This is a genomic window from Desulfurococcus sp. (genome assembly GCA_026626905.1).
In the GTDB taxonomy this organism is placed as follows: domain Archaea; phylum Thermoproteota; class Thermoprotei_A; order Sulfolobales; family Desulfurococcaceae; genus Desulfurococcus.
This window is the reverse complement of record JAPNUX010000003.1, coordinates 200676-225952: the sequence shown is the minus strand read 5'-3', so window position 1 is coordinate 225952 and position 25277 is coordinate 200676. Positions and strand designations below refer to the sequence as shown.

Sequence of the window (25277 nt, the reverse complement as noted above, 5' to 3'; positions counted from 1 at the left end):
ATACCAGGTTTATAAAGCTACACGGGTTTATTAAAGTGGTTTGAATAGGTGATTAAAGCGATGAGCAAGGCCCTTCCCTTTAAAACCAGTTATCGCGTTGAAAACATTGTGGCTACAGTCATCCTAGAGCACGACCTTGACTTAGAGCTCATTGAAACCAGAATTCCAAGTATAACCTACAAGCCTGATCAGTTCCCAGGCTTAATATTCAGGCTTGAGAAGCCTAGAGCCACCGCACTAATATTCAGGTCGGGTAAAATGGTGGTTACAGGCACTAAGAGCACTCAGCAGCTTGTAGAGGCAGTTAAAAGAATCATAAAGACGTTCATGAAAAACGGTATTGACATACATGGTAGACCACGAGTTCAAATACAGAATATTGTCGCAGGCGGTGACATCCACGCGTACGTCAATCTTGAGAAAGCAGCCTACACGCTTGAAGACAGCATGTATGAGCCGGAGCAGTTCCCTGGTTTAATACATAGGATGAGAGATCCTAGAGTAGTCCTCTTGATATTCAGTAGTGGTAAAATGGTGATTACAGGAGCTAAAGAAGAAGGCGAGGTTGAACGCGCCGTACACAATATAGCTAGGCAGCTCTATGAGGCTGGATGCATCGTTGAAGCCCGTCCTGAAGAAGAATAGTCTTTAATAAACCTTAATGGAATCCCTACTACTAAGTGATGAGGCGGGCAGCCTTAGACCATGAAGGGATGAAGACCTCTAATGCTCACTCTGATCGAGCGTTCAACAGGGGTCTTTTTAAATAATGGCTTCAGGATTCAATCACCTGGCCGGGTAGAAGCTGTATTAAATCCCCGTTGACTGCAAGTTGGATTTTAGATTTTAATGCTACAGTATATAATCTAGTTTCAAAATGTAGAATATCCGCTATAGGTTGCAAGAGGTACTTTAGATGGTTGTGGTTCCAGGAGAGAGAGTTAGGGTGAGAGGCTCAGCTAAGGTAACTTATCTCCTAGTGCTCGCTAATACATTAATCTACCTTTACACTAGCTACCCATACATGTTTCTCCAGTCAACCGAGGAGAGCGTTTACTCTCTAGGCTTTATCCCCGCTCTACTGTTCACTAATCCCATTCAAGGCGTAGTAAGAGTGTTTACATCAATGTTTACTCATGCAGACATCTTTCACATATTCTTCAATATGTACTTCCTCTGGTTGTTCGGTAAGAGTGTTGAAGGCTACCTTGGCTCGAGGAAGTATCTTTCACTCTATATGCTCTCAGGGATTGCAGCCACACTATTCTATGTGGCTATAATTCCAGTTGGAGGATATGATTCACTAGTTATACCTGCTATAGGTGCATCGGGGGCGATAAGTGGTGTCCTCGGCTCATACCTCCTGCTATTCCCTCACACTAGGCTCATATGGTGCATGTTCTTCTTATTCCTGCCTTACTGTATTCCTGTTCCAGCTTCACTATTCCTCGTGGTGTGGTTTGCGGAGCAAGTGATATACGGGTATGCTAGGCTTGGAGGAGTTGCATTCTTCGCTCATGTGGGTGGATTTATAGCTGGAATTGCCATGACCTACCTTATCGCGAGGAGGGCTTCCAGGCAGTACGCTTACTGGGCTTTTAGTAGTCTATACGACTGGTATAGGAGCATAGGTGTGATCTTTACTGGAAGGCGCGGGCTAGGAAAGATCACTAAGGCGGTATTAATAATCTTTCTGGTGGCTGTGGCAGCAGGCTTCGCTTACAGCCTCTACACTCTTACATCCGAGCCCCCGTTAACGTATATTATGAGAGCTCAGGCTTCCAGCGGTACAGCTACAGCATCAGATACAGTATCCCTTGTAGTATACAGGGATGGCGGCGTGGAGATATCCTACAGCCCAGTTGACGTAGTCAGGATACTGCTAGGTAGAATGCAACCCTACATCTACAATCCCAGTTTAAGTGGGGAAAGTCTAGTGATAGATGCAACTTATAGCGTGACTATACGTGGATTAACGGTTCCAGTAGAGCTACACGCGAATGCTTCATACGATAGCAGTGGTGTTATTCTCTACGGGAGTGGATGGATGAATACACGCGTAGTGAACATAAGGGTATCTAGCCTAGGTGAGAGCGCCGTGCTAGGAAACCCTATTACTATAAACTTCGAGCTGCACTCGGAGAGATTGAGGATGGAGACCGCGCTCAGCCTTGGTGGCATAGCATCCCTGGCTCTAACGATCCTCGCCATAATCTCAGTTAAGAAGGCTGACGAAGTCTCAGCTTTCACAGAGGAGTACACGTATATACCTCCACTACTCTAAGGCAGGCTTGGAAATACCTCCCCGTACTTATTCAAGTAGACTATTTTATCAAGGCTTCTCCTGGGTCTAGGTGGTGGATTCTCAGCTGGATAGCCTACTGCTAGCACTGATACCGGTATCACGTTAGCTGGCAACTCCAATATAGATCTAATTGCTTCAATGTTTCTTAGTGTCTGAATCCATACTGTGCCAAGCCCTAGTGCATGTGCTGCCAGCATGAAGTACATTGTTGCATTAGCGCAGTCGAGGAGATAAGATGTAGGTGATTCATCAACCACGCACGCGACGACTACAGCGAGAGGCGCGTTCAGTAGTGGTCTAGCCCCCACGTGTAAAGCGCTGAGCTTACGTTTCACCTCGGGATCCTCAACAACAATGAACCTCCATGGCTGGCTATTCCCAGAGCTCGGTGCATACCTAGCTGTATCAATAATCTTCAAGATTAGCTCTCTAGGAATAGGCTCAGGTTTAAACCGTCTTATACTCCGCCTCGACTTAAGAAGCTCTAGCAGGGCTTCACTCATACCACTCTACCGTTTTATAGTTCGTGTGGGAGTCAGATTATAAGATTACGGTTTAGGTAGCTGGTGATCACCTTACACTGCAAACACGGATATCTAGGATTATTCTCGAAGTTCTATTAACTGTTGAACCCTCTATTGTAATAGGTTGTGGAACAGTTCAGTAGCCCTATTTAAGTACTGTAATCCTGAAGGGGGTTATGGTGTCTTTGTTGAGTGATATACGTGTTGAAAGATATGTTAAGCTAGTTTACATCTCGAATTTCACGGCTCTAGCAGTAGTCTTGAAGTTCTTCGAGATACCTTTCCCGCTGGCTCCCTTCCTCAAGTATGATTTCTCTGGTATACCGCTTATGGTGTTAGGGTTTAGATCACTTAAGTGGGCTTTACTCGCGCTTCCAGCATACTATGTTATCCCTGTTGTAATGGGATCTGATCCTATTGGCATGGCCATGAAGGTGCTTGCAGAAGCATTTACATTCACTCCCTTCATACTGCTCTACAGGAGGCTGGTTCAACACTCCCCGTGGAGCACTGCGTACACTCTCTCTAGCCTTGCAGCCTTACTCTCGAGGACCGCCCTCATGACTCTCGTAAACCTAGCGGTAACACCCTTATGGCTTATGCTATCCTACCCTAAGTCCTACCCAGACTATATCTCAGCGTTTAATCTAACCCTTAAACTAACACCATATATAGCTGTATTCAATGCTACTCTAGCTGTAATAGTACTAGTGCTTACAGCCCCTATCTTCAGAATTCTAGCGAGAGTTGGTCTACTCTATGACAAGGAGTAACTGCGCAGTCAGCTTTGAAGGCGTGTGGTTTAGGTATCCGAGGGGAGACTGGGTTTTAAGAGACGTTAATCTCTGCGTTGAGAAAGGCGAAAGCGTGCTTATAACTGGCGCGTCAGGTTCAGGTAAGACAACTATATCTAGGATACTCAACGGCTCAGCCACAAGGATCTATCAGGGTGAATTAAAGGGTAGAGTCCTCGTAGAGGGTGTTGATGTTGAAAGCACTGCACCCTGGATTCTTTCAAGGATTATAGGTGTTATAGGGCAGAACCCCTACTTCTACTTCATAGATCCTTATTTAAGAGAAGACCTGGAGTCCTATGCCCGCTCACTCTACGGTGATAACGAGGTTGCCAGCAGAGTTTTCTGGAAGGCTGTAGAATCGACTAGCATAGCCGGCCTCCTCGAGAAGTACTTCTTCGAGCTATCTGGTGGTGAGGCACGCAGAGCCCTGGTTGCTAAATCCATGATTGCAGAACCCAAAGTAATAGTGTTTGATGAACCATTAATGTGGCTTGACGATAAAGGCGTGAACGAGTTTCTGAAACTAGTTGAAGTCTTTAGGTACGCAGGCAAGACGCTGGTATTCATGGAGCACAGGTTTATGCCTCTACTAAACTATATTGATAGAATATTAGTTTTAAGAAATGGGAGACTAAACGATGAAACAGTAAGACTACACCAGGTTAAAAGACAGATCACCATTAAGCGTTCTAGAGAGAATCTGGGTAGCAGTATAGAAGTAAGACGAGAACATAATACTAGTAGGCCCGTTGTCTTAAAGGCTGAGAACTTATGGTTAAAGGTGAATAATACAGTTATTCTGAAGGGTGTAGACCTTACTGTTCACAGTGGTGAATACGTGTATATATACGGGGACAATGGGTCGGGTAAGACAACCCTACTAAGGATACTGGCCGGCTACCTCAAGCCTACCCGAGGAAGAGTTTGGAGGAGTGGTAGAGCAGTATATGTCCCCCAGAATATCTCACTCTTCTACACGGAGGAATCTATCCGTAAGGAGATAGAGGTCTCATGTAGATCCCAGCAAGATAAAGTTGAATGTATTAAGAGAGGTGAGAAGATTGCTGGAGCCCTCGGCGTGGATCTCGATAAGCCAGCTTTCAATCTATCCTATGGTGAAATGGTTAAGCTTGCAGTTGGTTTAGCTAGTATTAGAAGAGACGTAGATTTAATATTACTGGATGAACCCTTCTCGGGTCAAACATATATTGATAGACTCGAGTTAGCTAGGAACCTCGAGGGAGTAGGAAAAACTGTTATTGTAGCTGTGAGTAGTGGATGCATGCTTGGATACCCGAGGTCCTCAAGGATCTACAGGCTTGAGGATGGATCTCTACAAGTGTATGCTTTCAATGATTCACCGATGGAAAAGTACGCTGAGATAGCTGCAGTGCTACTAGGTGGATAACTATGATTAGGGATCTAGCCTACATGTTCCTAACATCTAGAAGAGACTTAGGTTTCAGTACTCTAGGTAAGATACTCTACAGTTCAAGCATTATAATTCTACTAGTACTCTCGAGAAACGTGGGGAATCCACTAGTCTACACTACTTACCCTGTAGTCGTCTTGCTCGTAGAGCTTATCTTTCTATCAGTCCATAAAGGCTACAGGGTTGTTTTTTCAGGCTTGAAACTTATGCTTGTATTCGTAATGCTTGGAGTATTATTGTTTATGCTTTCATCGCTAGTAGGGACGCCGGCCCCCTCAGCTGTGGAAATCATTGTGGGTAGTATAAGGATGATCGCGTTCTTCTTAGCCTTTACACTCTTCTTCCAGCTTATCACTATTAGGGAGTGGCTGGGAATTCTAGCTAAGCTCGGCCTCCACGAGTATGCAGTAGTATTAGCTCTAACGCTATCCCAGGTGCCATTAATGCTAGTATACTTTAGTGAAGCGCATACTGCTGTAAGCCTTAAGTACGGTAAGAAGACCCCTGGAGTTCTCGTGACACCACTAATATATCACTCGGCATTAACAGCTAGAAGCAGGCTTGAAGCACTACTACAGTATCCTATTAGACCTCTAGCTCAGCTCACAGTATTCAGGTGGAGAGATATATATCTCTACATTATAGTGTTAATACTGGCACTACTATTAGTATACGGGTATATATAAATGCTTTTGAGGAAGTAATGCTAGAGATATTTTAAGTTAAGCAAACCCGTGAAGGGGGTTTGCAGTACGATAACTGCATTATTGCAAGCCAGGATATCACGTTCTGTTTACCCGTATGTCTTACATCGGAAGAGTATTGCTTGTTTTCTATATAGTCTTCAGTAGTGATGAAACCTCTTCATCGAATTCTACAGGATATGTTATAACCAGTTTATCGCCTGGTTTTAGCTCAGGGTTCTTGGCGAGAGGATATGCAAGCCATGTGTCCCCTATTTTTACTGCTAGAACTGTACCCCCATACTTTCTAAGCCATGCAGCTATTTTATCGAGGCTCTCGCCTCTATGTATAGTGAGAGTGCGAACTCTCTCGCCGATTGACTCGAAAACCTTACTGAAGATGTCTTTGTATTCTTCGGGCATCTCTCTGAGAAGGCTTGGTATATGGCTTATAGTGTTTGATGCGTCAGCTATGTCCTCGAACTCCTTGAAGAGAATTGAAAGCCCTATGAATGTATCAGGGTCTATTCTACCACTCGCTTCTTTAAGCTTGTCTAGTGCGTCCAGCTGCCTCCAGTCAACGTATACCTCTAGATCCTCGACTTCATCTATTACGCCTGGCTCAGGTTCTAGTAGAGTGTAGTGTGCTAGGTCTATCATTAACCTAGTATAATCTTTTAACTCGATAATAGCTTTTAGCACCGGGTCAAGCCATTCCTCCATTCGTTTCTCTGGAAGGGTTATACCGAGCTCGCTGAGCATTCTAGTCACGTTCTCTCTATATCCTCTCACATATATTACTGATCCTTTGGGAAGTGTTAGTTCTGGCTGCGGGGCTAGAATCCATTTACCTGAGTGCACGCTCAGCAAGATGTCTACTGGGTAGGATTCCACGAAATCTTCCACCCTGATCGATTCCATGATGGTTAGCTTAGCTACTATCTCACCGTCAGTTAACGGGATTACTTCTTCGTATGATACACGTGGAGTATACCCGACGAGCAGCGTGTAAACTATGTCTTTAATGCTGTCAACTATCGCATCAATTGATGAACCATAATAGAAGGCTAGAAGGTGAGCTTCAGCAGCCTCTCTACTCCTCCCGTATGCTAGACTTGGTGTGCATTATAAACTGAGCGAGATTCCCGCTTATCACATCGTCTATTTCAATGACTTGTTTAGCTGCTTAAATATCCTTCGAGAAGTAGGCGTAGAAGGCTAGATCAAGGCCTATATCACTGAGCTTCCATATACTCCTTAGTAGATCGGATATTGGTGTGGGCTTATACTCTATTCTTGAAATCTTCCTGTGAAGACGCCTGTGTTGATCAGGTGAGATGTTCCTAGACACCACAGACTCCTCAACGCTGAATTTAATATATTATCAAGCCTCTTAAAAACGTGTGGTAGAGCAGAGTTAAAACTAGAGGTGGACTAGTATTGCAAAGAAAAATATCAAGGAGATTACAGGCGTCTTCACACCGCTCATTACTCTAGCATTAATCGAGGTATGGGCTGGCTTAACATTAAATCTAAACGTCGACATGCTAGTTGCATTCAGCATCTTCATGGTGGTGCTACCAGGGTTAATGGATTTACGCGGGGATATCTATGGGGCGCTGGGCTACAGGCTTACATCTAGGTAAAGCCGAAGCGAGTTTCTCTGGTAGATTCAGCTTGGTTAACGCTCTCATAGGCTTCACTGTATCTGTTATGGCATCTCTATGGCTATCAGTGTTCTCTGCAATTCTGTCTTTTCAAGCCTTACCTCTATTGATATATTCTCGTTATTCTTCGTTGTTATGGCTTCGACACTCATAGTCTTCGCTATTCTAACTCCTGCTACAACAGCATCTATAATAGCCTTATACAGGAAGGGTGTGGATCCCTCAGGTTTTGTAGCACTAGTTGTTACAGGGGTGGGTGATGCACTAACACCTCTAACGCTAATATTAGTATCCCAGATCCACCATTCCTTCCCCATGATTCTTAAACTAGTACTTCTCGTGGCTGTACTAGCACTTAGAGCAGCCTCATACTACTATCTGATTATATTTCTTCAATTATTGCTTCAACGGGAAGTAGCCTAGGAGTGTTTATTGCCGCTTTAAGCCTAGGGGATCTCGCTAGATACCCTGAGATACTGGGTACTCTACCAGCATTAAACGCCTTGATCGGGGCGTCTATGGGGCATCTTGGTAACACGCTTAATGTGAGACTACATGTAGAAGGACGCGCTGAGCTAGCCTTATACTCGAGGCAGGCGTTTATAGAGGCTCTCGGAGTTTACGTATCAACTCTCACGGCTTTCACTGTGATCGCAACTCTAGGAGTGGTGGGTAACCTAGCCTTATCCCTGATGACAGTCTCCCTGGTCTTCCTAGCAGTATATGTTCTCTCATCTTTAATTACATTCTACCTTACTCTCGAATCCTTCAGGCACGGCTGGGATCCAGATAACCTCGTGTTCCCTGTGATGACGACTGTCGCAGACTTTCTCGGCTACTTCTTTACTTCAATTGCTCTACGGGTTCTCGCAGGCTAGAAGGTCGTATCCTATTAATCCTTACCTAGAAGCTCTCTTACAGTTCTCCTTACAGCTTGACGCGAGGATAGCGTGGGCTTCCAGCCGGATGACTCTAGTTTCCTTATGTCAAGCAGCATTAGCTTCACGTCGCCCGGCCATCCTCGTCCGTCAGGTGTCACCTTTTTGAACACGTATTGAACGTTCTTTAAGCCCATTTCTTCTACAACTATATCTGCTATCTCAGTGACAGTAATCCAGTCATTATTGCCTACATTGTATACTTCAAAACTGCCGGGAGTCCAAGCGGCATGTTTAACTAAGTGTACTGTGGCTTCTACGGCATCGCTGACATGGAGGTAGCTCTTCCTCTGTGATCCATCGCCAAGTATCTCGAGTACTGAGGGGTTAGCTTTAAGCTTGCTTATGAAGTCTACTATTACACCGTGGCTGCTTCTAGCGCCAATTATATTAGCGTATCTTAATACCAGGGCTTTAAAGCCGTAGAGACTACAGTAGGATTGGATAAGCACTTCTGATGCTAGTTTTGAAGCCCCGTAGACTGATATAGGCTTTAAAGGATAGTAGTCTTCTGGCGTTGGTATTACCGCTGGCTCACCGTATACTGTGGAGCTGCTAGCGAAGACTATTCTATCCACGTCATGTATCCTCATGGCTTCAAGCACATTGAAGGTTGCAACAACATTATTGTCGAAGTGTATTCTCGGCTCAATACTTGAAACCCGTACCTCAGGGTTAGCAGCATAATGGAAGACTATCTCACCATCCTTAAACCATTTAATCCATTTTTCATCGAATACTGTTAAGTCGGCTTCCACTAGTTTAACAATACCGCTCCTTAAGTGCTGTTCAATATTCCTGATGCTTCCAGAGGATAAGTTATCTACTACTATTAAGTCTCTACCGCTTGATTCGCTTGCAAAGTAGTCGATTAAGTGGCTGCCGATGAAGCCTGCTCCACCTGTGACAATGTATGCTCCCATAAATTTAACACCACTAGTTGAATCAGTATAGTTGTGAGGATTTATTAGACTTGTGCATGGATCGAGGAACATGTTAGTGTAGTAATAACCAGGAATCCCGTTGAACCAGCATAGTGTTAAAAACCCTGTTGAAAAGAAAAGTAGGAGTTCTGGAAAAGAGACGCTGTGTTAACTCGACGCGGGTTGAGAGATTAATGTTGTGTTACTTCTTCACGCCGGTGAATTCCTTTGCAGCCTCATATGCTTTCAAGCCGTACATTAAGGCTGGACCGCCACCCATGCATACAGCAACCTTGATTACATCGAGTATCTCTTCTAGTGATGCACCGGCTTTTACTGCTGCATTAGTATGCCATATTATGCACGGCTCGCACCTAATAGCAATGGCTATTCCGAGACTTATCAGCTCCTTTGTCTTCGAGTCAAGTATCTTGGGTGCTTCAGCCTCCTCCAAGTACTTAATGAACTCCTGGAGTTCGGGTGCTCTGGGGACCAGCTCGTTTAGTACAGCTAGTGTTTCATTAAGTTTATTTCTATATGTCATCATGACCACCATTATTACTTTTAACAGTAAGTTAATATTAAAAGCTCTCGAATAGGCCCTCAGAGCTAGGTGTGCTCCTAGAGCATGAGGGTAGAGGAACCTTTTATTTACGGTGGTACAGCCAGCATGCAACGTAGTGGCCTGGTTCTACTTCTACTAGTGGTGGCTCCTCCCTCCTGCAGATATCCCTGGCTAGAGGGCACCTTGGGTGGAAGCGGCATCCAGCCGGCGGGTTTATTGGTGAAGGCGGCTCGCCTTCCAGTTTAATCCTCTTTCTGCTTCTAGCAATCTTCGGGTTGGGTATGGGGATTGCTGAGAAGAGCATCTGTGTGTATGGGTGTAGCGGGTTATTGAATACTTGCTCTGAATCCCCTATCTCCACGATTTTGCCTAGATACATTACTCCTATCCTATTGCTCATGTATTTTACCACTGAGATGTCATGGGATATGAACAGGTATGTTAAATTAAACTTCCTCTGGAGGTCTCGTAGAAGCTCTAAGACCTGTGCTTGAACTGATACGTCTAGTGCTGAAGTCGGTTCATCTAGCACCATGAACTTCGGTTTCAATATTAATGCCCTGAGGATAGCCACCCTCTGCTTCTGTCCTCCACTCAACTCGTGAGGGTACCTGTAGAGTAGCTCAGGGTTTAATCCTACGAGCTTCATATGTTCAGCTAGAAAGTCCTCAATACCTCCTTTTACCTCGATATTATGCTCTCTTACAGGCTCCTCGAGTATCTCAGCTATGGTCATCCTAGGGTTAAGAGATGTATGCGGGTCCTGGAAGACCATTTGAGCGTTTCTACGGAACTCCTTGAGCTCTCTACCCTTAAGTCTAGCTATATCCTTACCTTCGAAGAATATGCTCCCACTTGTCGGCTCGTGTAACAGTAGTAGAAGCCTGCCGAGAGTGGTTTTACCACAACCGCTCTCACCTACAAGCCCGAAGGTCTCTCCCCGGTATATCTTGAATGATACATCGTCGACTGCTTTCACAAGCTTTGTTGAAAATAGCCCTCTAACCTTAAAGTACTTTTTTAAGTTGACTGCTTCTACGAGCACTTGGCTCACAGCCTATCACCTCTTAGCGTGAAGCCAGCAGTAAACTCTATGTGTTTTACTCACCTCGATTAGAGGAGGCTCCTTCGAGCACTCCTCGAAGGCAAATGGGCATCTATCTCTAAATCTGCATCCAGGTGCTGGGTTTATGAGGCTTGGGACCGTGCCGGGAATAGATTCTAATCGTTCAATCCTCCTTGTTGGGTCAGGGACTGTCTTTAGGAGCAGCCTGGTGTAGGGGTGCTGGGGATCCTCGAAGAGCTCCTCTACTGTTGCCTCCTCAACTATTTTACCTGCATACATAACGTAGACTCTGTGAGCTACTTCAGCGACTACGCCTAGATTATGTGTTATGAGTATAACGCTCATTCCATGCCTGGCTTGAAGCTCCTTTATTAGCTCTAGTATTTGAGCCTGTATAGTGACATCCAGGTTTGTTGTAGGCTCGTCTGCTATAAGCAGGACAGGGTTATTGCTTAAGCCTATGGATATTACGGCTCTCTGCCTCATTCCCCCGGATAACTCGTGAGGATAGTTTTTCACTCTTGCTTCAGGACTCGGCACTAGTGTCTCTCTGAGGAGGCTTATGGCTCGATCTAACGCTGTCTTCTTGCTCACTCTACTGTGATCAGCCATAGTCTCGTAGAAGTGGTGGCCGATCGTGTATAGCGGGTCTAACGCTGACGTTGGATCCTGGAATATATATGCTATTTCATTACCCCTAATATCTCGTATTTCTTCGTCACTTAAGCTGAGGAGGTCTACGATACGTCCATCTCTCCTCCTGAATAAGGCTACACCTCCTTCTATTCTCCCAGGCGGGTCTATTAGCTTAGTGATAGCTCTTGTAGTCACAGATTTACCGCATCCAGTTTCACCTACCAGTGCAACAATCTCGCCTTTACCTACATCGAATGAGACACCTGATACAGCGTGTACTACCCCAGCGTAAGTGTAGAACTTGACTTCTAGGCCTCTCACACTTAAAACTATATTCTCATTCAAGCTCACTTCCTCTCACCCTCACTAAACTCTATTGCCCTCCTAGTTCGAGGGTCTAGCACGTCTCTTAATGCATCCCCGAGGAGGTTCCAGCCTAAAGCTATGAAGAGGAGGACTAAGCCTAGGAATAATACTATATGCCAGCTGCTTTCAGGGAACCAGTTGCCTGCTTTAGATATCATGAAGCCTAGCTCCGGGACAGGCTCCTGGGGACCCAAGCCTAGGAAGGAGAGGGTTGCAGCAAAGAGTGTTGCAGTAGCTATATCAAATGTCATCATGACTATGATAGGCGAGATAATGTTAGGTAGCATATGCTTGAAGAGTATCCGCCACGTTGAGAGACCTAGGACTTTAGCAGCCTCTACGTAGGTGTGTTCTCTAGCACTCAGCGCGCTCCCTCTAACTACTCTAGCGTATCCTGGCCACCACACTATGATCATTGCTACCCATAATGCTAGGAGCGCGGCTATCTGAGGGTATTCCTCGGCTCTTAAGCCGAGTAGCCCTGCTATAAGGTTTCTCGCAATAGTGTTTGATTCCAGGAAGAGTCTGAACCTGCTGGGTAGTACTGCAGCGAAAGCTATTGCGAGCACCAGTGCTGGGAAAGCCATGAATATATCTGTCAGCCTCATTATGATCTCATCAATAACACCGCCTTTGTACCCTGCTATTAAACCGAGTAGAATACCTAGAGGGGCTCCTAGCACTACAACCATTATTGAGATCACGAATGATATCCTAATGCCAACCAGCGTCATGGACAGCAGGTCTCTTCCCCATTCATCAGTTCCAAGTAGCGGGTGCCCAGTACACCAGGGTGGTATACATGGTGGTAGTAGCTTTAATCCAGGGTTCTCTATAACTGGGTACACCCAGTATGGCTGCCAGGCTAGGTATGGCCCTATAATAGCTAGTACTACTTCAATGAACACGAGTATACCGCCTAGTACGCCTATCCTGCTCTTACTTAACGCGTAAGCCATGAGCTTCCATTCACGTATCTTAGAGCTATTTCTCTCACTCCACCCTCTACTCAGCTTATTCCTTAGGGATGCGTAGCCATCTATAGCTTTAACTAGCAGCTTATAGATTATCTCCACGGTCTACCACCTAGTACCTAATCCTCGGATCCAGGATTGCATAAACTATGTCTATGATTAGATTTATAGTAACGTATACTATGGCGACTAGGAATGTTCCACCTATTATCGCGGGGAAGTTAAGTCTTGTTATAGCATTGTAGATGTATCTTCCAATTCCAGGTATATTGAAAACTGTTTCAGCTACTATAGCTCCAGATAGCAATCCTCCGAATAAAGCTCCAAGAACTGTTACTACTGGGATTGATGCATTCTTTAATGCATGCATCCACACCCTAGTCTTCCTTAAGCCTCTAGCTTTAGCGTACTGAATGTACTCTTGGCTGAGGTTATCGAGCAGACTGTTCCTCACTATTCTAGCTATGAATCCACCATTCAGTAGCCCTAAGGCTAGCCCGGGCAGGTAGAGCCTCCTGAAAGTATCAGTTACCACGCTCCACTCGCCACACATGGCTGCACCAAACATAGGTACGCTTCCAATAGCTGAAACTAAGTGGCCGAGAACTGGTATCCTTCCTGGTAGAGCTGAAAGAGTTGACATGCAGGCTTTGGAGGGGAAGGGTATTCCAGCTAGAACTGTTGTATGGAGGTATGTGAAGAGGAATAGTATTAGGAAGTAGTAGAGAACGAAGGCTGGTAGCGAGCTGCCAACTAAAGCAAATACTCTTACAAGGAAGTCTACCCATGTATCCTTCTTCAAGGCTGCTATGAAGCCTAATGGTATTCCTATGATAACTGTGAAGAGAAAGCCGACAATTGCTACTTCAACTGTTATAGGGAACCTGTAGAATAATTCATCGAAAACATTTCTGTGAAGAACCGGGTCTTCTAGGTTACCTGAGAGGAGGCTTCCAACGAGAAACGCAAACTGCTCATACCAGGGTGCATCAAACCTATACTTAACGCGGATCTGCTCAAGGGCCTCAGGATTCATGTTTTTCTCTCCAATCCAAGCTCGCACAGGGTCGGCTGGAATAGCATAGGCTATAATGTAGGTTATGAAGAGCACACCTATAACTGTAGGTATGAATGTAAACACCCTTCTAACAAGAAACCTGCCAAGCCCCATCTGGATCCCCTGAGCTGGACGTCATAGGGAGAGTATGAGTGAGAAATTAAAAAAGATATATAGGGGGTACAGGGCTCATGGCCTGAACCCGTAGAGCTCATACCACATTGTGGCATTCCAGTAGTATGGGTTGAGCTTCAGCAGGATATAGCTGTCCTCCTTGTAGTCGGCTATATAGTAGGGGCCAGTGCTCACAGGCTTATCCCTTAGTAGCTTATAGGTAGCATCATCTTCTCCCTCAATAACGTATTTAGCCCACGCACTCGGGTTCTTACCGTTGTTGCTGTCAGCTAGTGCCTGCTGGTACTTGTCTCCTAGAGCATACTCCATTGGGATAATGCTGCCAACAGCTGTTGTGAATATATGGAGTATCGGCGGGTACGGGAATTTCAGCTTAAACTTAACGACTCCAGCTGTGCTACCAGTATAGTTGAAGATTGATAGCAGCTCACTTAAGCTTGAAACAGTCTTTAACTCACCATGATACACAGTCTTCAATCCACTGCTCGCTATCTGCTCGAACTCATCCTCACTTAGAACCTGGGATGCATTAACATCTATGAAGTCGGAGACCATCCATGAGGGTCCTCCAGGTAGGTTAAGTCTAGCAACCCTCCAGATGCTGAATAACACGTCTGTAGCGTCTATTGGATACGTCTTGTTATTCCATGGATCGTATGCTACAACACCTCCTCTAATAATGAGGTATAGTTCTGTCTCATCGCTGCTGAAAGCCCATGCTACAGCGAGCTCTGGCTCCGGCTCAGTGTTCTCGTAGTAGTAGGTTACAGGCTTCGAGTATATTTGCCAGAATAGCTCCCAGCCGAAAGACTCGTAGGATTTAGCTGGATCGAATGTGTCAGGCCATCCTATGGTAGCTATCACCATAGTGTTGGGGTCATTCTTTACCCCTGCTACACCAGTATCAACTACTGGGGCATCAGGGTCCTCCCATACGAGATCGTATCTAGCGAAGGCTGAAAGCGGGTAGTACATGTCGTGTACCCATGAACCATAGTTCTCGGCCCTCACAGCCTGGCCTAGCATTATCATTGGTGCTTCATTGTTGAATACTATTACTGCAGCGTTAATTACAGCTGTCCTGATCTCAGGGTCTAGTAGTGTTCTCGAGAGCTTTACTAGAGCGCTTACAGGTATATCTTTCCAGCCAGGTGCTCCAATTGTGACCATTGAGACTGGGTTCTCCCAGTTCTTGCTGGTTTTAGCTTCATCTAATACGTAGTCTACTACGAGTATGGGTTTACCTGTCGGGCCAGTATAAGATGCCCCACTACCACTTGGACCTACAACTACAACGTATTTCTCCGTATCGATTACTCTCTCAGCTTTAGAGATGTAGTTGGCTACATCGCTCGGGGATGTGACGACATGGTATCCTATACTGGTGAACTCTGCTCCACCCCATACGAAGGGCATCAGGTAGTTATCTGGGTCAAGGTAGTCTGGGATCCAGCCTAGAATTGCTACATCGAAGTCGAAGCTGTCGACCTTACTTAGGTACTGTGGCCAGTTGTACGTGTTTACGATAACTTTGAATCCGAGCTGGCTCCAAGCATTCTGAAGTAATGCTGCTATCTGGGCTCTTGCAGTGTTCCCGAGGTTGTAGGCTACTTCAATAGTGTACTTGGATGGATCGAAGCCTTTCTCCTCCTTAAGCTTATTTATTATCTCCTTCGCCCTTGTCATATTGTACTCGTATTTAACAATATTGTATTCAGTATAGCCCTGAAGACCCTTCGGCACTATAGTGTAGAGCCTTGTGTATAATCCAGCGAAAACCTGGTCTAGTATAGTCTGGTAGGGTGTAGCCCATGCAAGTGCTTGTCTTACTTCTGGTATGTTGAATGGCTCCTTCATGGTATTGAGGATCAAGTGCTGTATGGTTAGACGTGGCTTACTAGGGTCGTATCTAAGTACAAGGTGGAACCTGCCGACTGGCGTGTTGTTAACATCCTTCCATCTAGCTGGGGTTACAACAGCTATATCAGCTGTACCCGCCTGATACATTTGTATCCGCGTGATTTCATCGTTAACTATCAAGTAGAGTACCTGAGTGTGTAGAGGCTTAGTGGGCTGTGGCGTGGTTGTAGGGGTTGGAGAGGGAGAAGGCGTGGGTGTTGGAGTAGGGGATGGTGTCGGTGTAGGGGAGGGTAGCTGGGAAGTATAGATGTATGCTCCCACAGCTATAGCAACAATAACTATTAATACTAGTATTATAGCTGTGGTCTTACTAAGGGCTTGACTCAACTACCTCACCTTCTGCATGGTATCATGGGACCCCTATATAAATTTTTCCATAGGTTAGATCAATAGTTATGTGGGTTCTTAAGTAATTACAGGTATTTAACTACGAGTATCTGCTGTGTTCTCGCCATTATAACTATGTTATTAGTAGATTTATAAAGGTGTTAGCGATTATTTACCCTGGTGCTCTGTATGATGAAGGATGACCTCCACCTACCTGGCTTGTGGAGTATATGGGTTAAAGCCCCTCTTCTCAAAGATAGTGATCTACTTGTCGTATCAGCATGCCTGCCCTACGTGAATCCAAGGCTCTTCAGAGAGCTTTCTAAGGGTAAAGTAGTTCTACTTGCCTGCCCTGAAGCCGAGTCTTCAGCATACTATGGTAAGCTTGCAAGTATCGTGAAGAGTTCTAAGCCTAGGAGTATTACTGTGGTCACTATTGATGGCAGTCCACACTGCTTAATGCTGCATGCAGCAGCTAATGAAGCCGAGTATATTCTAGGGGAGAAAGTTGAAAAGAAGCACTACGTGGTGGTAGGAGCTGAGAGACTCGTAGAGGTAAGCTCAGACGCGGTACGCGTTGCAAGATACCTCTCGCTCGTAGACGAGTTAATCCGTGAGAAGCCTGAAATATTCGGGGAACTAAGAAAGTTGAGTCTCGAATATAAGAGCATTCTGGAGAAGCATGGTGGAAGCCGTGAGTAAAACTATTGTCTCTACAGCTAGAGCTGGAAGTATAAGTGAAGAAATGAGGAAACTCAGCGAGCTTGAAGGAGTTCCAGCTGAGAAGATCCGTGATAGAATAGCTTCGGGCAGGATAGTTATCATAGCTAACAATAGACTTGAGAATTTAAAGGTGACTGGAGTAGGAAGGGGCTTGTATACCAAGGTTAATGTTAATGTAGGCACCAGTGGCACTGTCATGGATGTAGAAATGGAGAGGGAGAAAGTAAAGATAGCTGTCGAATATGGTGCCGATACAGTAATGGATTTAAGTATAGGCGGGGATCTAGATGAAATAAGACGATTAATTATAAGAGAGGCTAGACCACTACCAGTTGGCACAGTACCAGTTTACCAGGCATGGATTGAAGGTGTTAGAAGGTACGGGGGCGCTGGGTTTCCCAGCGACTGGTTCCTAGAGATTGTAGAAAGGCACTTAAGGGATGGAGTAGCCTTCATGACCATCCACTCGGCTATAAGCCTCGAGCTAGCTAGGAGAGCTGTTAGAAGCAGTAGAATCATGCCGATTGTAAGCCGTGGTGGCGCAATGCTAGCTGCATGGATGCTCGAGAACAATGAGGAGAACCCGTTTAGAAGGCACTGGGACTACCTTGCTGAGCTCTTCGCTGAGTATGATGCAGTCGTTAGTATAGGAGACGCATTGAGACCTGGAAGTATAGTAGACCAGCACGACGAGCTCCAAATAGCAGAACTCACCGAGGCTGCCAGGCAGGTTAAATCCCTTAGAGAGAAAGGAGTCCAGGTGATCGTGGAGGGCCCGGGCCACATGACAATAGATCAAGTAGCCAGTAACATCAAGTTAATGAAAAAGCTAACTGATGGGGCACCCTACTATGTGCTGGGACCCTTAGTCACAGATATAGCTATGGGCTACGATCACATCGCTGCCGCTATAGGTGGAGCGATAGCAGCTGCAAGCGGTGCTGACTTCCTGTGCTATCTAACTCCAGCCGAGCATCTAAGTCTCCCCACACCAGAGCAGGTGAAAGAAGGGTTAATAGCAGCCAGGATTGCAGCGCACGCCGGTGATATAGTGAAGCTGGGAGCTAGAGCTTATAGGAGGGATTTCGAGCTGAGCCTTCACAGGGCAAGGCTTGAATGGAGCGAGGTATTCAAGTACGCGTTTGATAGAGAGCGTGCTCTACGAATATACAAGCAGTTTAATGTTAACGTAAGCTCATGCAACATGTGCGGGCAGTACTGTGTTTTTCTACTACTCGGTAAGTACCTCCGTGAGAGGGCTGTGGGAGGCAGCTTAAGCCAGTAGCAGGTGGAGCCGTGCTTGAAATAATGAAAGTACTCTATTAGCCGATTGTAATAGCTTTCACACAAGCATTTCTTGCTAAAGCGGACTCCTTGATAATCTTGCTAACGGATTCTATTATCTCCTTCAGTCTATCACGGCTCTTCGCTTCAGCGTAGACTCTCAGCTTGGGCTCTGTACCACTGATTCTCACGAGTATCCAGGAGTCGTCACTATACTCGAACCTGTATCCATCAATATCTATGATTTTAGCCGGCTCGCCTAACCTGCTTTTCAACTCCTCCACGAGATCCCTGTAAACGTGGATCCTGGATTCAGGGGGGTCGAGCAGGAAGCTTCTCCTATCCCATGGGTACTCAGGTATCCCCTCCTCCATGAGTATCTTGGCTAGCGGCTTACCTCTCTCTACAATGAGCTTCGTGAGTAGTGCCACCTGTCTTATACCGTCAACCCACGGCCCCCATGACGGGTCTATGAGCTTCCAGGGCTCGCCTGCCATGGCTACACTACTTAAACCTAGCTCCTTAACTCTCTCATGCGTCTTCCCTAGAAGATACCTTTCCACTCTACCCCCCATGGATTCTACGACTTCATCGACGACTCTACCTGTATCAATGCTTACTACTACAAGCCCCTTCCTCTCCTCTAGTAGCAGCTTAGCGTAGAGGGCTAGCAGTCTATCCTGCCTTATGAAGCCTTCAACAGGGTCTAAAACGGCCAGCCTGTCTGCATCACCATCATGCGCGAAGATTACAGCTGGTTCGGCACTCCTATATAATGGGAGCAGTTTCTCCAGCACGTCTACTCTAGGCTCAGGTGTTCTCCCAGGAAAGAATCCATCCGGGTTACAGTTGACTGTAACTGGTATGCCGCCAAGAGAACGGGCTACCAGCGGGGTTACATGGCTTGAGGCTCCATTAGCGCAGTCCACGAGCACACTAGGACTCCACTTCCTCGCGCTCGGCTGAGAGTGCTCTAGGAGATCCCTGATGTAGTCGTCGAGGACTCCTGGCTCGTAGCTTATTCTACCAGCTTTATCCCACCTTAAAGCTACTGGAGCCTCTAGAAGCTCCTCTATCTTCTCTTCTAGGCTACGCGTGAACTCATATCCCTCTGTATCGTACAGCTTGAAGCCATTGTACTCCGGGGGGTTGTGGCTGGCTGTAACACTAACCCCTATGCTTCTATGCTTCAACCCTGCGTATCCTGCTACAGGGGTTGGTGCTAAGCCTATTACTGAGACATCGCTCCCTGATGCAGCTAGACCTGCTGCGAAAGAGTAGGCTAGCACGTGGCTTGTAACCCTGGTATCGTACACTATGTAGCCTTTCCTCGCGAGCCCTAGGCTACCTGTTGAAACCCCAATCCTGTAAGCTAGCACGGGATCTATTTCCTCAGGGTATCTCATTCTTATGCCTGCAGTACCAAAAAGCCTAGGCATATCACACCACGAGTTACCTAGAGTTTTAATCCAGGGATTTATGTCTCACTCAGTACAGTAGCAGCAGGAGCTCGAGGAGAGCCGGCTTTAAGCCTCTATATAAGCTGGTATTAAACTACCAGTATAATGGGGGTTTCATTGGCTTTATACAAGCCTGGGAGGTCTCGGAAGGAGGTAATAGAAGGAATACTCAGGGATTTAGATCCTTCTCTTAGAGACCTGGCTAGAAGCATCCTCGAGAACATGAGGCTTGAAGAGCTAGCCGAGTTGAAGAGCGAGGATCTCCTCAGGATACTAGAGGAGAAGAGAAAGCTGTCCAAGCAGAAGTAGGCTTTAAACTCGCTGGACAGGGTTCTTTCACTCCACCAGCTCTAATAGTTAATGCTGGCTGGAGTTGCCGCAGGCTTAAATGGTAGTATCATCTAATGAGATTACTAATTCTTATACCAGCTACTTTGATCCCACTTGTAGGGGGAGTGCATGCCTGTAGTCTTCCCTAGTGGATTCCTCTTTGGGACAGCTACTGCAGCACACCAGGTTGAAGGCGATAACATATATAACGACTGGTGGAAGTGGGAGGTTGAAGGTAGACTACCCTACAAGTCGGGTAAAGCATGCAACCACTGGGAGATGTATAAGCAGGATATAGAGTTAATGAGTAAGCTGGGCTACCGTGCCTACAGGTTCTCCATAGAGTGGAGCCGCTTATATCCTAGAGAAGATGTATTCAACGAGGATGCTCTTAACAGGTATACTGAAATACTAGACCTCCTCGCCAAGAATAATATTAAACCTATGATAACACTCCACCACTTCACGAGCCCAGCGTGGTTTAGCAGCAAAGGCTCATGGATTAAGAGAGATAACATAAGGTTCTTCCTGAGGTTTGTTGAGAAAGTAGCTGATAGTATACGTGGAGTAGACTACTGGATAACTTTCAATGAGCCAAACATCTACATTCTCATGGGCTTCATGAGAGGCGAGTGGCCTCCAGGCTACAAGAGCATCGGTAAAGCTAGAGAAGCCCTGGTAAACCTTGTGGAGGCTCACAGTGAAGCCTACCATATTCTGAGTAAGAGGGGAGTGAGAGTTAGCATAGCACAGAACATTATACCGTTTAAACCATTCTCGGAGAGACGCCGCGATGTTGAGAAGACACGCATGATCGATGAATCGTACAATTGGTCTTTTATTAAAGGAGTACTTAACGGGTCAGCAGAATTCCTTGGGAGAAAGCTTAGAGTAAAAGAGAGCAGCCTAGACTATATTGGAGTTAACTACTATTCAGCTTGGCTAGTTAAGCATAGCTGGAATCCATTCAAGCTCTTCATTGATGTAAAGCCACTTGACACCGGGCTCTGGACTAAGATGAATTACTGTATCTATCCACGTGGGATATATGAGGCTGTGGAGAAAGCTTATAGTGAAACCGGTAGGAGTGTGGTGATAACAGAGAACGGGGTTTCTGTTGACGATGACGAGTTAAGAGTTCTCTCCATTATAAGACACCTCCAGTACGTCTCGAAAGCTGTCAAGGAGGGTGTACCGGTTGAAGGCTACTTCTACTGGAGTTTCATCGACAACTACGAGTGGGATAAGGGTTTTGAGCAGAGATTTGGTTTAGTGGAAGTCGACTACAATACGTTTGAGCGGAAGCCGCGTAAAAGCGCTTACATATACGGTGAGATAGCTAGAACCAGCGTTATTAGGGATGAACTTCTAGAGAAGTATGGTGAGAAAAAGATACTCGATTAAGCCTCACCCAGGATTTTTCTAGCTCTCTCCTCGAGTATACCTGCAATTCTATCCCTGTCAACCGGGTACTGCTTGTATATTAACACCCATATAGCTGAACAGGGTAGCCATGCTAGCACTGAGATAATAAGCGCCCACTGGTAGGCTAGTGGATCGCTGTAGCCAAGGCTCCTCAAGTACTCTATGAGTAGTCCATCAAGCACTGGACCAATCGCCCAGCCAACATTATCGAGGATTGTGAAGACCCCGAAGACTGTACCTCTAGCCTCAGGTGGATTCACCTGAGATAGAATTGTGCGTACATTCGGTCCAGCATAGCTTACCACCTGTAGTAGTCCAAACCCGTAGGCAGCGATGAGCAGCAAATCGAGGAGACTAGGTTTCGAAGGCCATGGATGCACTATGAAGTATATAGCGGCAATCATACCTGCGAATATAGCTAAACCTGTTAATGCAGCTCTACCTCCACGCCTCCTGCTTTCAGCCCAGTCTCCTAGTAGCCCGCCGATAATACCGCCTAGGATCTGGGCGAGCCCGATTAACATTAGTACTATTGTCGCAGTACTCTTAATCATCCCTCTAGCTACTATCAGAAAGGATATAAGCCAGGTGACCACGACACCCCATGGGAAGGTACCTATAACTCCCTGAGTAAACAACAGTATATTCGTTCTAGTTTTAAGACTAGATTTCAAGGTTTCCCAGGATATTCTATACCTGTACTCTAAGCCTTTCTCGTATATCTCTCTGAGCGCGCTCTCGCTAATACCTCTCTTAGGCTCCTGGAATATAACGTAGAATATGGGTGCCAGTATCATGTTAGGAATTGCCGCGTAAATGAAGGGGGAACGCCAGTCTGGTATGAAGCCTCCTAGAATCATTCCGAAAAGAGTGCCTAGCCCAGAGCTAGCTCCTATAAGCGCGTAGCCTCTCCCCCTCTTAGCCTCCTCATATAAGTCTGCTATAAGCGTGTATGCTATGGGCGTTATTGAACCTATAGATAAACCTGTCATTGATCTTATTAAGAGGAGCTCCCAGTAGTTGCGTGCGAACGCTGTCAGCAAGCACGGTATCTTACTACTATACACTCCTATGAGGAGAAGCTTCTTTCTAGTTGCCACGTCAGATAGAAATCCCCACATTGCTGTCGCTAACGCGTTTGTAGCTATGAAGATTGATGAGACAAACCCCATTTGCGCTTCTGTTACACCGAACTCCTGCATTATTTGAACGTAGTTGGGTGGAAGTAGCTGCATATCGACTACCTCGAATGCCACCATTACTACTAGTATTGTGAAAGCGATAGTATTCCTAATACCCCCCATTATTTACACCTCATGGTGGTACGTGAGATCATTGAACAGACCGATAATAAGCCTTAGGTTCAGCTAACATGAGGAAGGCAATACACTACACTAGAATACCGTATACTATGCTGCCACCATAATGATCCCTGAAAATACATTCTCACACTTCAAATTTTAACTTCCAGCAGTCTTCATTTGCATAGTGGCAGCGCCTTGTGTACTGGTGGATACTTATGAGTCAGCATCAAGGAGGAGCTGGCAGGGTCGTCGTATGTATTGGGTCGAGGAATCCTGCAAAGATTAAGGGCGTGGTAGCAGCTTTCTCGAGGTTCTTCGGTAACGTGATCTCCATGCACAGTGATCCCAACGTAGACTTAGGTCTTCCACCACAGCCTATAGGCTTTCAAGCCATCACCGAGGGAGCCAGGAGGAGGGCTTTACACGCTATGAGCGTGCTCGACGACTGCGAGTACGGGGTTGGCGTTGAAGCCGGCTGGGTGTTAGTTAACGGAGACTACTATGATGTTGAAGCAGCATGGATTCAAGCAGTGAACGGTAGGTGGAGCCTGGGGTTTTCCCCAATGTTTAAGGTGCCGCGCAGGTTCGCTGAGCTAGTGGTTTCAGGTGCTAGAAGAGAGCTTGAAGAAGTAGTGGATGAGTATTATGGTACACAGAGTATAGGGGATAAAGGAGGATTCATCAGCCTGCTGACAAAAGGTGTTGTAGTCAGAATGGATTTAAGCTATATGGCTACAGTAATGGCGCTAATACCATTAATTAACGAGAACCTATATGAGGCTTAAACCAGTGTTCATTAACAGCATTTTTAACCACCTGTCATAATCCACATGTAGCTCCATGCTAGCGCCATAATGATCTGGGACGTCGTGGTTACAAAGGCTATTTTAAGCCATTCACCCCATGAAACACTCATCTTACTTCTCTCAGCCATAGATACCGCTATTATGTTAGCTGTCGACCCTATAGGCGTGTAGTTGCCTCCGAGTACTCCACCGTAGAGTAGGGCGAAGTACGTCATGCTAGTTAAGCCTAGCTTAACCAGCAGGATTGTCGGCTGCATTAGTGTCACTACAACTGAAAGGTTGTCTAGAACAGAGCTTAAAGCCGCTGAGCCTGTGAGAAGCACGCTGGTTACCGCTATGTTACCCCAGGATGTACCGGGTTCAGCTACCGATGCAATCATGTATGCTATCTTAGCTATTGCACCTGTATAGCTTAGAGAGTACGCTAGAATGAAGAGTGATATGAAGAATACTACTGATGGCCACTCGACTGCTGAAGAAACCAGCTCGTTCATGCGGGCTGGGTCTATTAGAATTAACGCTAGTACTATCGAGAAGTAGGGTGTGAAGGCTAGTAGCGAGGAGCTTGATACACTAACATGGCTCAGATCGCTTAATAGCTTAGCAATGTACTCACTTGATACTACTAGCGTGATGAAAACGAAGAGAACGAGAACACCCATTCTGAAGCGTCTCTCAGCTTCATGATTTACCTCGAGAGTCCTGCTTGTAGCTAGCTTCAGGATCTGCTCTCTCGAAGCCTTCAGCTCGGAGTCTAGCCTACTAACGTAGCTACGCTGTATTAGCTTGAATAGCAATATCAAGATAGCTAACTCGAGCAGTGAGAGCGTAAAGCTCCTCACCACGAACTCCACGACCGGTATATCAGCCTGGAAAGCAATGTACAAGCCTATAGGGTTGCCGATAGGTAGCGCTAGGCTCCCTGTGTTCGTAGCTAGTACAGTGAATACTATAAGAGGCTTCACGCTCACCTTTAGAATCCTGCTTAACTCTAATACTATCATCATAGCGTAGATTATGCTTGTAACCTCACCTAGGATAATCGATGAAAACGCTGAGAATAATCCGAGGAGGGTGAGTAGAATTGAGGCTGACTCACTCCTCTCCATTAAATTCACTGCGAGCTTCTTGAAAACCCCGGCTTCTTTTAGAATACCGGCGAGCGTCATGGAGCCTATTAGGAATAATATTAAATTCCAGTCTACAGCGTAGTTAACGAAGTTCTGCGGGGGTACAATACCTGTTAAAGCTAGTATACCGATACCTGCTGCAGCAGCTGCTACCCGCCACTCCATCTTAATTACTGTAAGCGCTATTACCGTGAAGAATATCGTCATTGTGAGTGCTTCAACGAAGACAGCGTAGCTTGAATTAGGATCTATGGTTGATCCGTACTCTCTTCTCATGATCTCAATTATCTGCTCGCCCATAGGCCCTGAGAGGTGAATGAAAGACATCAGCAGGTATGATATAATGAATATTACAGACATGATTGCGATAAGCCTTCCTATACTCATTCATGCTCCCTCCAGTATTCGCTACCAGCAGTAGGTATGCCAGGTAAGCTTAAAACACTTAGTAGCAGCCTGCTTTCAGTGATATTAATGGAGATCCAGCAGACTAGCAGAGC

Annotated in this window: 26 protein-coding genes; 11 read left to right on the top strand and 15 right to left on the bottom strand. The window is 45.9% G+C overall.

The genetic code is table 11. From position 1 onward, the window contains the following. Window positions 1-60: 60 nt before the first annotated feature. Both OWQ48_03265 and OWQ48_03260 read left to right on the top strand, forming a co-directional pair. Window positions 61-645 carry a TATA-box-binding protein gene (locus OWQ48_03265; protein MCY0868234.1) on the top strand — a complete coding sequence of 195 codons (585 nt, stop codon included), beginning with the start codon at window positions 61-63 and terminating at the stop codon, window positions 643-645. A 271-nt stretch (window positions 646-916) separates the two neighbouring features. After that, window positions 917-2284 carry a rhomboid family intramembrane serine protease gene (locus OWQ48_03260; protein ID MCY0868233.1) on the top strand — a complete coding sequence of 456 codons (1368 nt, stop codon included), beginning with the start codon at window positions 917-919 and terminating at the stop codon, window positions 2282-2284. Here OWQ48_03260 and OWQ48_03255 read toward each other — a convergent pair. Next, window positions 2281-2808, bottom strand: a complete 528-nt coding sequence (locus OWQ48_03255; GenBank protein MCY0868232.1) for a nitroreductase family protein — start codon at window positions 2806-2808, stop codon at window positions 2281-2283. The two genes, OWQ48_03260 and OWQ48_03255, sit on opposite strands and share 4 nt — an antisense overlap. 209 nt (window positions 2809-3017) lie before the next feature. Here OWQ48_03255 and OWQ48_03250 point away from each other — a divergent pair, with 209 nt between their 5' ends. Genes OWQ48_03250 through OWQ48_03240 form a run of 3 tightly spaced genes read left to right on the top strand, consistent with a single transcriptional unit; the run spans window position 3018 to window position 5744 of the window. Then, window positions 3018-3602, top strand: a complete 585-nt coding sequence (locus OWQ48_03250; protein MCY0868231.1) for a hypothetical protein — start codon at window positions 3018-3020, stop codon at window positions 3600-3602. Beyond that, complete coding sequence (locus tag OWQ48_03245) at window positions 3589-5034, top strand: ATP-binding cassette domain-containing protein (protein ID MCY0868230.1); 1446 nt, start codon at window positions 3589-3591, stop codon at window positions 5032-5034. Before OWQ48_03250 ends, OWQ48_03245 begins: the two co-directional genes overlap by 14 nt. A 2-nt stretch (window positions 5035-5036) precedes the next feature. After that, window positions 5037-5744 (top strand): hypothetical protein, encoded by a 708-nt coding sequence (locus tag OWQ48_03240; GenBank protein ID MCY0868229.1) that lies wholly within the window; start codon window positions 5037-5039, stop codon window positions 5742-5744. Between the two features lie 147 nt (window positions 5745-5891). Here OWQ48_03240 and OWQ48_03235 read toward each other — a convergent pair whose 3' ends face one another. From OWQ48_03235 to OWQ48_03220, 4 genes are all read right to left on the bottom strand, one after another. Beyond that, entirely contained in the window at window positions 5892-6662 is a 771-nt protein-coding gene (locus OWQ48_03235) for a hypothetical protein (GenBank protein ID MCY0868228.1), read from the bottom strand. A gap of 265 nt (window positions 6663-6927) precedes the next feature. After that, complete coding sequence (locus tag OWQ48_03230) at window positions 6928-7092, bottom strand: hypothetical protein (protein ID MCY0868227.1); 165 nt, start codon at window positions 7090-7092, stop codon at window positions 6928-6930. 72 nt (window positions 7093-7164) lie between these two features. Beyond that, a complete protein-coding gene (locus OWQ48_03225; GenBank protein ID MCY0868226.1) occupies window positions 7165-7287 on the bottom strand; it encodes a hypothetical protein in 123 nt (40 codons plus the stop codon). A gap of 165 nt (window positions 7288-7452) precedes the next feature. After that, on the bottom strand, window positions 7453-7725 hold the full coding sequence (locus OWQ48_03220) for a hypothetical protein (GenBank protein ID MCY0868225.1): 273 nt from the start codon (window positions 7723-7725) through the stop codon (window positions 7453-7455). A gap of 108 nt (window positions 7726-7833) precedes the next feature. On the opposite strand from OWQ48_03220, the gene OWQ48_03215 reads away from it, so the two are divergent. After that, window positions 7834-8286, top strand: coding sequence for a magnesium transporter (locus OWQ48_03215; GenBank protein ID MCY0868224.1), 453 nt, complete (start codon window positions 7834-7836; stop codon window positions 8284-8286). Between the two features lie 14 nt (window positions 8287-8300). Here the strand turns inward: OWQ48_03215 and OWQ48_03210 are convergent, their stop codons facing one another. From OWQ48_03210 to OWQ48_03180, 7 genes are all read right to left on the bottom strand, one after another. Then, entirely contained in the window at window positions 8301-9269 is a 969-nt protein-coding gene (locus OWQ48_03210) for an NAD-dependent epimerase/dehydratase family protein (protein ID MCY0868223.1), read from the bottom strand. Window positions 9270-9471: 202 nt separating this feature from the next. Beyond that, window positions 9472-9825 carry a carboxymuconolactone decarboxylase family protein gene (locus tag OWQ48_03205; GenBank protein ID MCY0868222.1) on the bottom strand — a complete coding sequence of 118 codons (354 nt, stop codon included), beginning with the start codon at window positions 9823-9825 and terminating at the stop codon, window positions 9472-9474. 91 nt (window positions 9826-9916) lie between these two features. Further along, on the bottom strand, window positions 9917-10888 hold the full coding sequence (locus OWQ48_03200; GenBank protein ID MCY0868221.1) for an ABC transporter ATP-binding protein: 972 nt from the start codon (window positions 10886-10888) through the stop codon (window positions 9917-9919). 6 nt (window positions 10889-10894) lie between these two features. Next, window positions 10895-11887: an ABC transporter ATP-binding protein gene (locus OWQ48_03195; GenBank protein MCY0868220.1), complete on the bottom strand. Its 993-nt coding sequence runs from the start codon at window positions 11885-11887 to the stop codon at window positions 10895-10897. Then, the gene (locus OWQ48_03190; GenBank protein ID MCY0868219.1) at window positions 11884-12978 is read right to left on the bottom strand and encodes an ABC transporter permease; all 1095 of its coding nucleotides are present in this window, start codon (window positions 12976-12978) and stop codon (window positions 11884-11886) included. Before OWQ48_03190 ends, OWQ48_03195 begins: the two co-directional genes overlap by 4 nt. Window positions 12979-12988: 10 nt before the next feature. Then, a complete protein-coding gene (locus OWQ48_03185) occupies window positions 12989-14047 on the bottom strand; it encodes an ABC transporter permease (protein ID MCY0868218.1) in 1059 nt (352 codons plus the stop codon). A 75-nt stretch (window positions 14048-14122) separates the two neighbouring features. Beyond that, complete coding sequence (locus tag OWQ48_03180) at window positions 14123-16315, bottom strand: ABC transporter substrate-binding protein (protein MCY0868217.1); 2193 nt, start codon at window positions 16313-16315, stop codon at window positions 14123-14125. Between the two features lie 189 nt (window positions 16316-16504). Between OWQ48_03180 and OWQ48_03175 the strand changes: the two genes are divergently transcribed. Next, the gene (locus OWQ48_03175; protein ID MCY0868216.1) at window positions 16505-17017 is read left to right on the top strand and encodes a 4Fe-4S ferredoxin; all 513 of its coding nucleotides are present in this window, start codon (window positions 16505-16507) and stop codon (window positions 17015-17017) included. Continuing rightward, window positions 17010-18323: a phosphomethylpyrimidine synthase ThiC gene (gene thiC, locus OWQ48_03170; GenBank protein ID MCY0868215.1), complete on the top strand. Its 1314-nt coding sequence runs from the start codon at window positions 17010-17012 to the stop codon at window positions 18321-18323. The genes OWQ48_03175 and thiC overlap by 8 nt, the downstream gene beginning before the upstream one ends. A gap of 37 nt (window positions 18324-18360) precedes the next feature. On the opposite strand, the gene OWQ48_03165 is transcribed toward thiC, so the two are convergent. Next, window positions 18361-19761, bottom strand: coding sequence for a phosphoglucomutase (locus OWQ48_03165; protein ID MCY0868214.1), 1401 nt, complete (start codon window positions 19759-19761; stop codon window positions 18361-18363). Between the two features lie 138 nt (window positions 19762-19899). Here OWQ48_03165 and OWQ48_03160 point away from each other — a divergent pair, with 138 nt between their 5' ends. Both OWQ48_03160 and OWQ48_03155 read left to right on the top strand, forming a co-directional pair. Next, window positions 19900-20091 (top strand): hypothetical protein, encoded by a 192-nt coding sequence (locus tag OWQ48_03160; GenBank protein MCY0868213.1) that lies wholly within the window; start codon window positions 19900-19902, stop codon window positions 20089-20091. A gap of 150 nt (window positions 20092-20241) precedes the next feature. After that, a complete protein-coding gene (locus OWQ48_03155) occupies window positions 20242-21516 on the top strand; it encodes a glycoside hydrolase family 1 protein (protein ID MCY0868212.1) in 1275 nt (424 codons plus the stop codon). On the opposite strand, the gene OWQ48_03150 is transcribed toward OWQ48_03155, so the two are convergent. Next, window positions 21513-22841: an MFS transporter gene (locus tag OWQ48_03150; GenBank protein ID MCY0868211.1), complete on the bottom strand. Its 1329-nt coding sequence runs from the start codon at window positions 22839-22841 to the stop codon at window positions 21513-21515. The two genes, OWQ48_03155 and OWQ48_03150, sit on opposite strands and share 4 nt — an antisense overlap. A gap of 215 nt (window positions 22842-23056) precedes the next feature. Here OWQ48_03150 and OWQ48_03145 point away from each other — a divergent pair, with 215 nt between their 5' ends. Continuing rightward, window positions 23057-23626, top strand: coding sequence for an inosine/xanthosine triphosphatase (locus OWQ48_03145; GenBank protein MCY0868210.1), 570 nt, complete (start codon window positions 23057-23059; stop codon window positions 23624-23626). Window positions 23627-23649: 23 nt separating this feature from the next. On the opposite strand, the gene OWQ48_03140 is transcribed toward OWQ48_03145, so the two are convergent. Then, complete coding sequence (locus OWQ48_03140; protein MCY0868209.1) at window positions 23650-25164, bottom strand: SLC13 family permease; 1515 nt, start codon at window positions 25162-25164, stop codon at window positions 23650-23652. Window positions 25165-25277 lie beyond the last annotated feature (113 nt).

Excerpts from the sequence above, each read along its gene's own strand:
- OWQ48_03265 (MCY0868234.1), top strand. The coding sequence starts at position 61 with ATGAGCAAGGCCCTTCCCTTTAAAACCAGTTATCGCGTTGAAAACATT.
- OWQ48_03260 (MCY0868233.1), top strand. The coding sequence starts at position 917 with ATGGTTGTGGTTCCAGGAGAGAGAGTTAGGGTGAGAGGCTCAGCTAAG.
- OWQ48_03255 (MCY0868232.1), bottom strand. The coding sequence starts at position 2,808 with ATGAGTGAAGCCCTGCTAGAGCTTCTTAAGTCGAGGCGGAGTATAAGA.
- OWQ48_03245 (MCY0868230.1), top strand. The coding sequence starts at position 3,589 with ATGACAAGGAGTAACTGCGCAGTCAGCTTTGAAGGCGTGTGGTTTAGG.
- OWQ48_03240 (MCY0868229.1), top strand. The coding sequence starts at position 5,037 with ATGATTAGGGATCTAGCCTACATGTTCCTAACATCTAGAAGAGACTTA.
- OWQ48_03235 (MCY0868228.1), bottom strand. The coding sequence starts at position 6,662 with ATGGAATCGATCAGGGTGGAAGATTTCGTGGAATCCTACCCAGTAGAC.
- OWQ48_03225 (MCY0868226.1), bottom strand. The coding sequence starts at position 7,287 with ATGTCGACGTTTAGATTTAATGTTAAGCCAGCCCATACCTCGATTAAT.
- OWQ48_03220 (MCY0868225.1), bottom strand. The coding sequence starts at position 7,725 with ATGGGGAAGGAATGGTGGATCTGGGATACTAATATTAGCGTTAGAGGT.
- OWQ48_03210 (MCY0868223.1), bottom strand. The coding sequence starts at position 9,269 with ATGGGAGCATACATTGTCACAGGTGGAGCAGGCTTCATCGGCAGCCAC.
- OWQ48_03205 (MCY0868222.1), bottom strand. The coding sequence starts at position 9,825 with ATGGTGGTCATGATGACATATAGAAATAAACTTAATGAAACACTAGCT.
- OWQ48_03185 (MCY0868218.1), bottom strand. The coding sequence starts at position 14,047 with ATGGGGCTTGGCAGGTTTCTTGTTAGAAGGGTGTTTACATTCATACCT.
- OWQ48_03175 (MCY0868216.1), top strand. The coding sequence starts at position 16,505 with ATGATGAAGGATGACCTCCACCTACCTGGCTTGTGGAGTATATGGGTT.
- OWQ48_03165 (MCY0868214.1), bottom strand. The coding sequence starts at position 19,761 with ATGCCTAGGCTTTTTGGTACTGCAGGCATAAGAATGAGATACCCTGAG.
- OWQ48_03155 (MCY0868212.1), top strand. The coding sequence starts at position 20,242 with ATGCCTGTAGTCTTCCCTAGTGGATTCCTCTTTGGGACAGCTACTGCA.
- OWQ48_03150 (MCY0868211.1), bottom strand. The coding sequence starts at position 22,841 with ATGGGGGGTATTAGGAATACTATCGCTTTCACAATACTAGTAGTAATG.
- OWQ48_03145 (MCY0868210.1), top strand. The coding sequence starts at position 23,057 with ATGAGTCAGCATCAAGGAGGAGCTGGCAGGGTCGTCGTATGTATTGGG.
- OWQ48_03140 (MCY0868209.1), bottom strand. The coding sequence starts at position 25,164 with ATGAGTATAGGAAGGCTTATCGCAATCATGTCTGTAATATTCATTATA.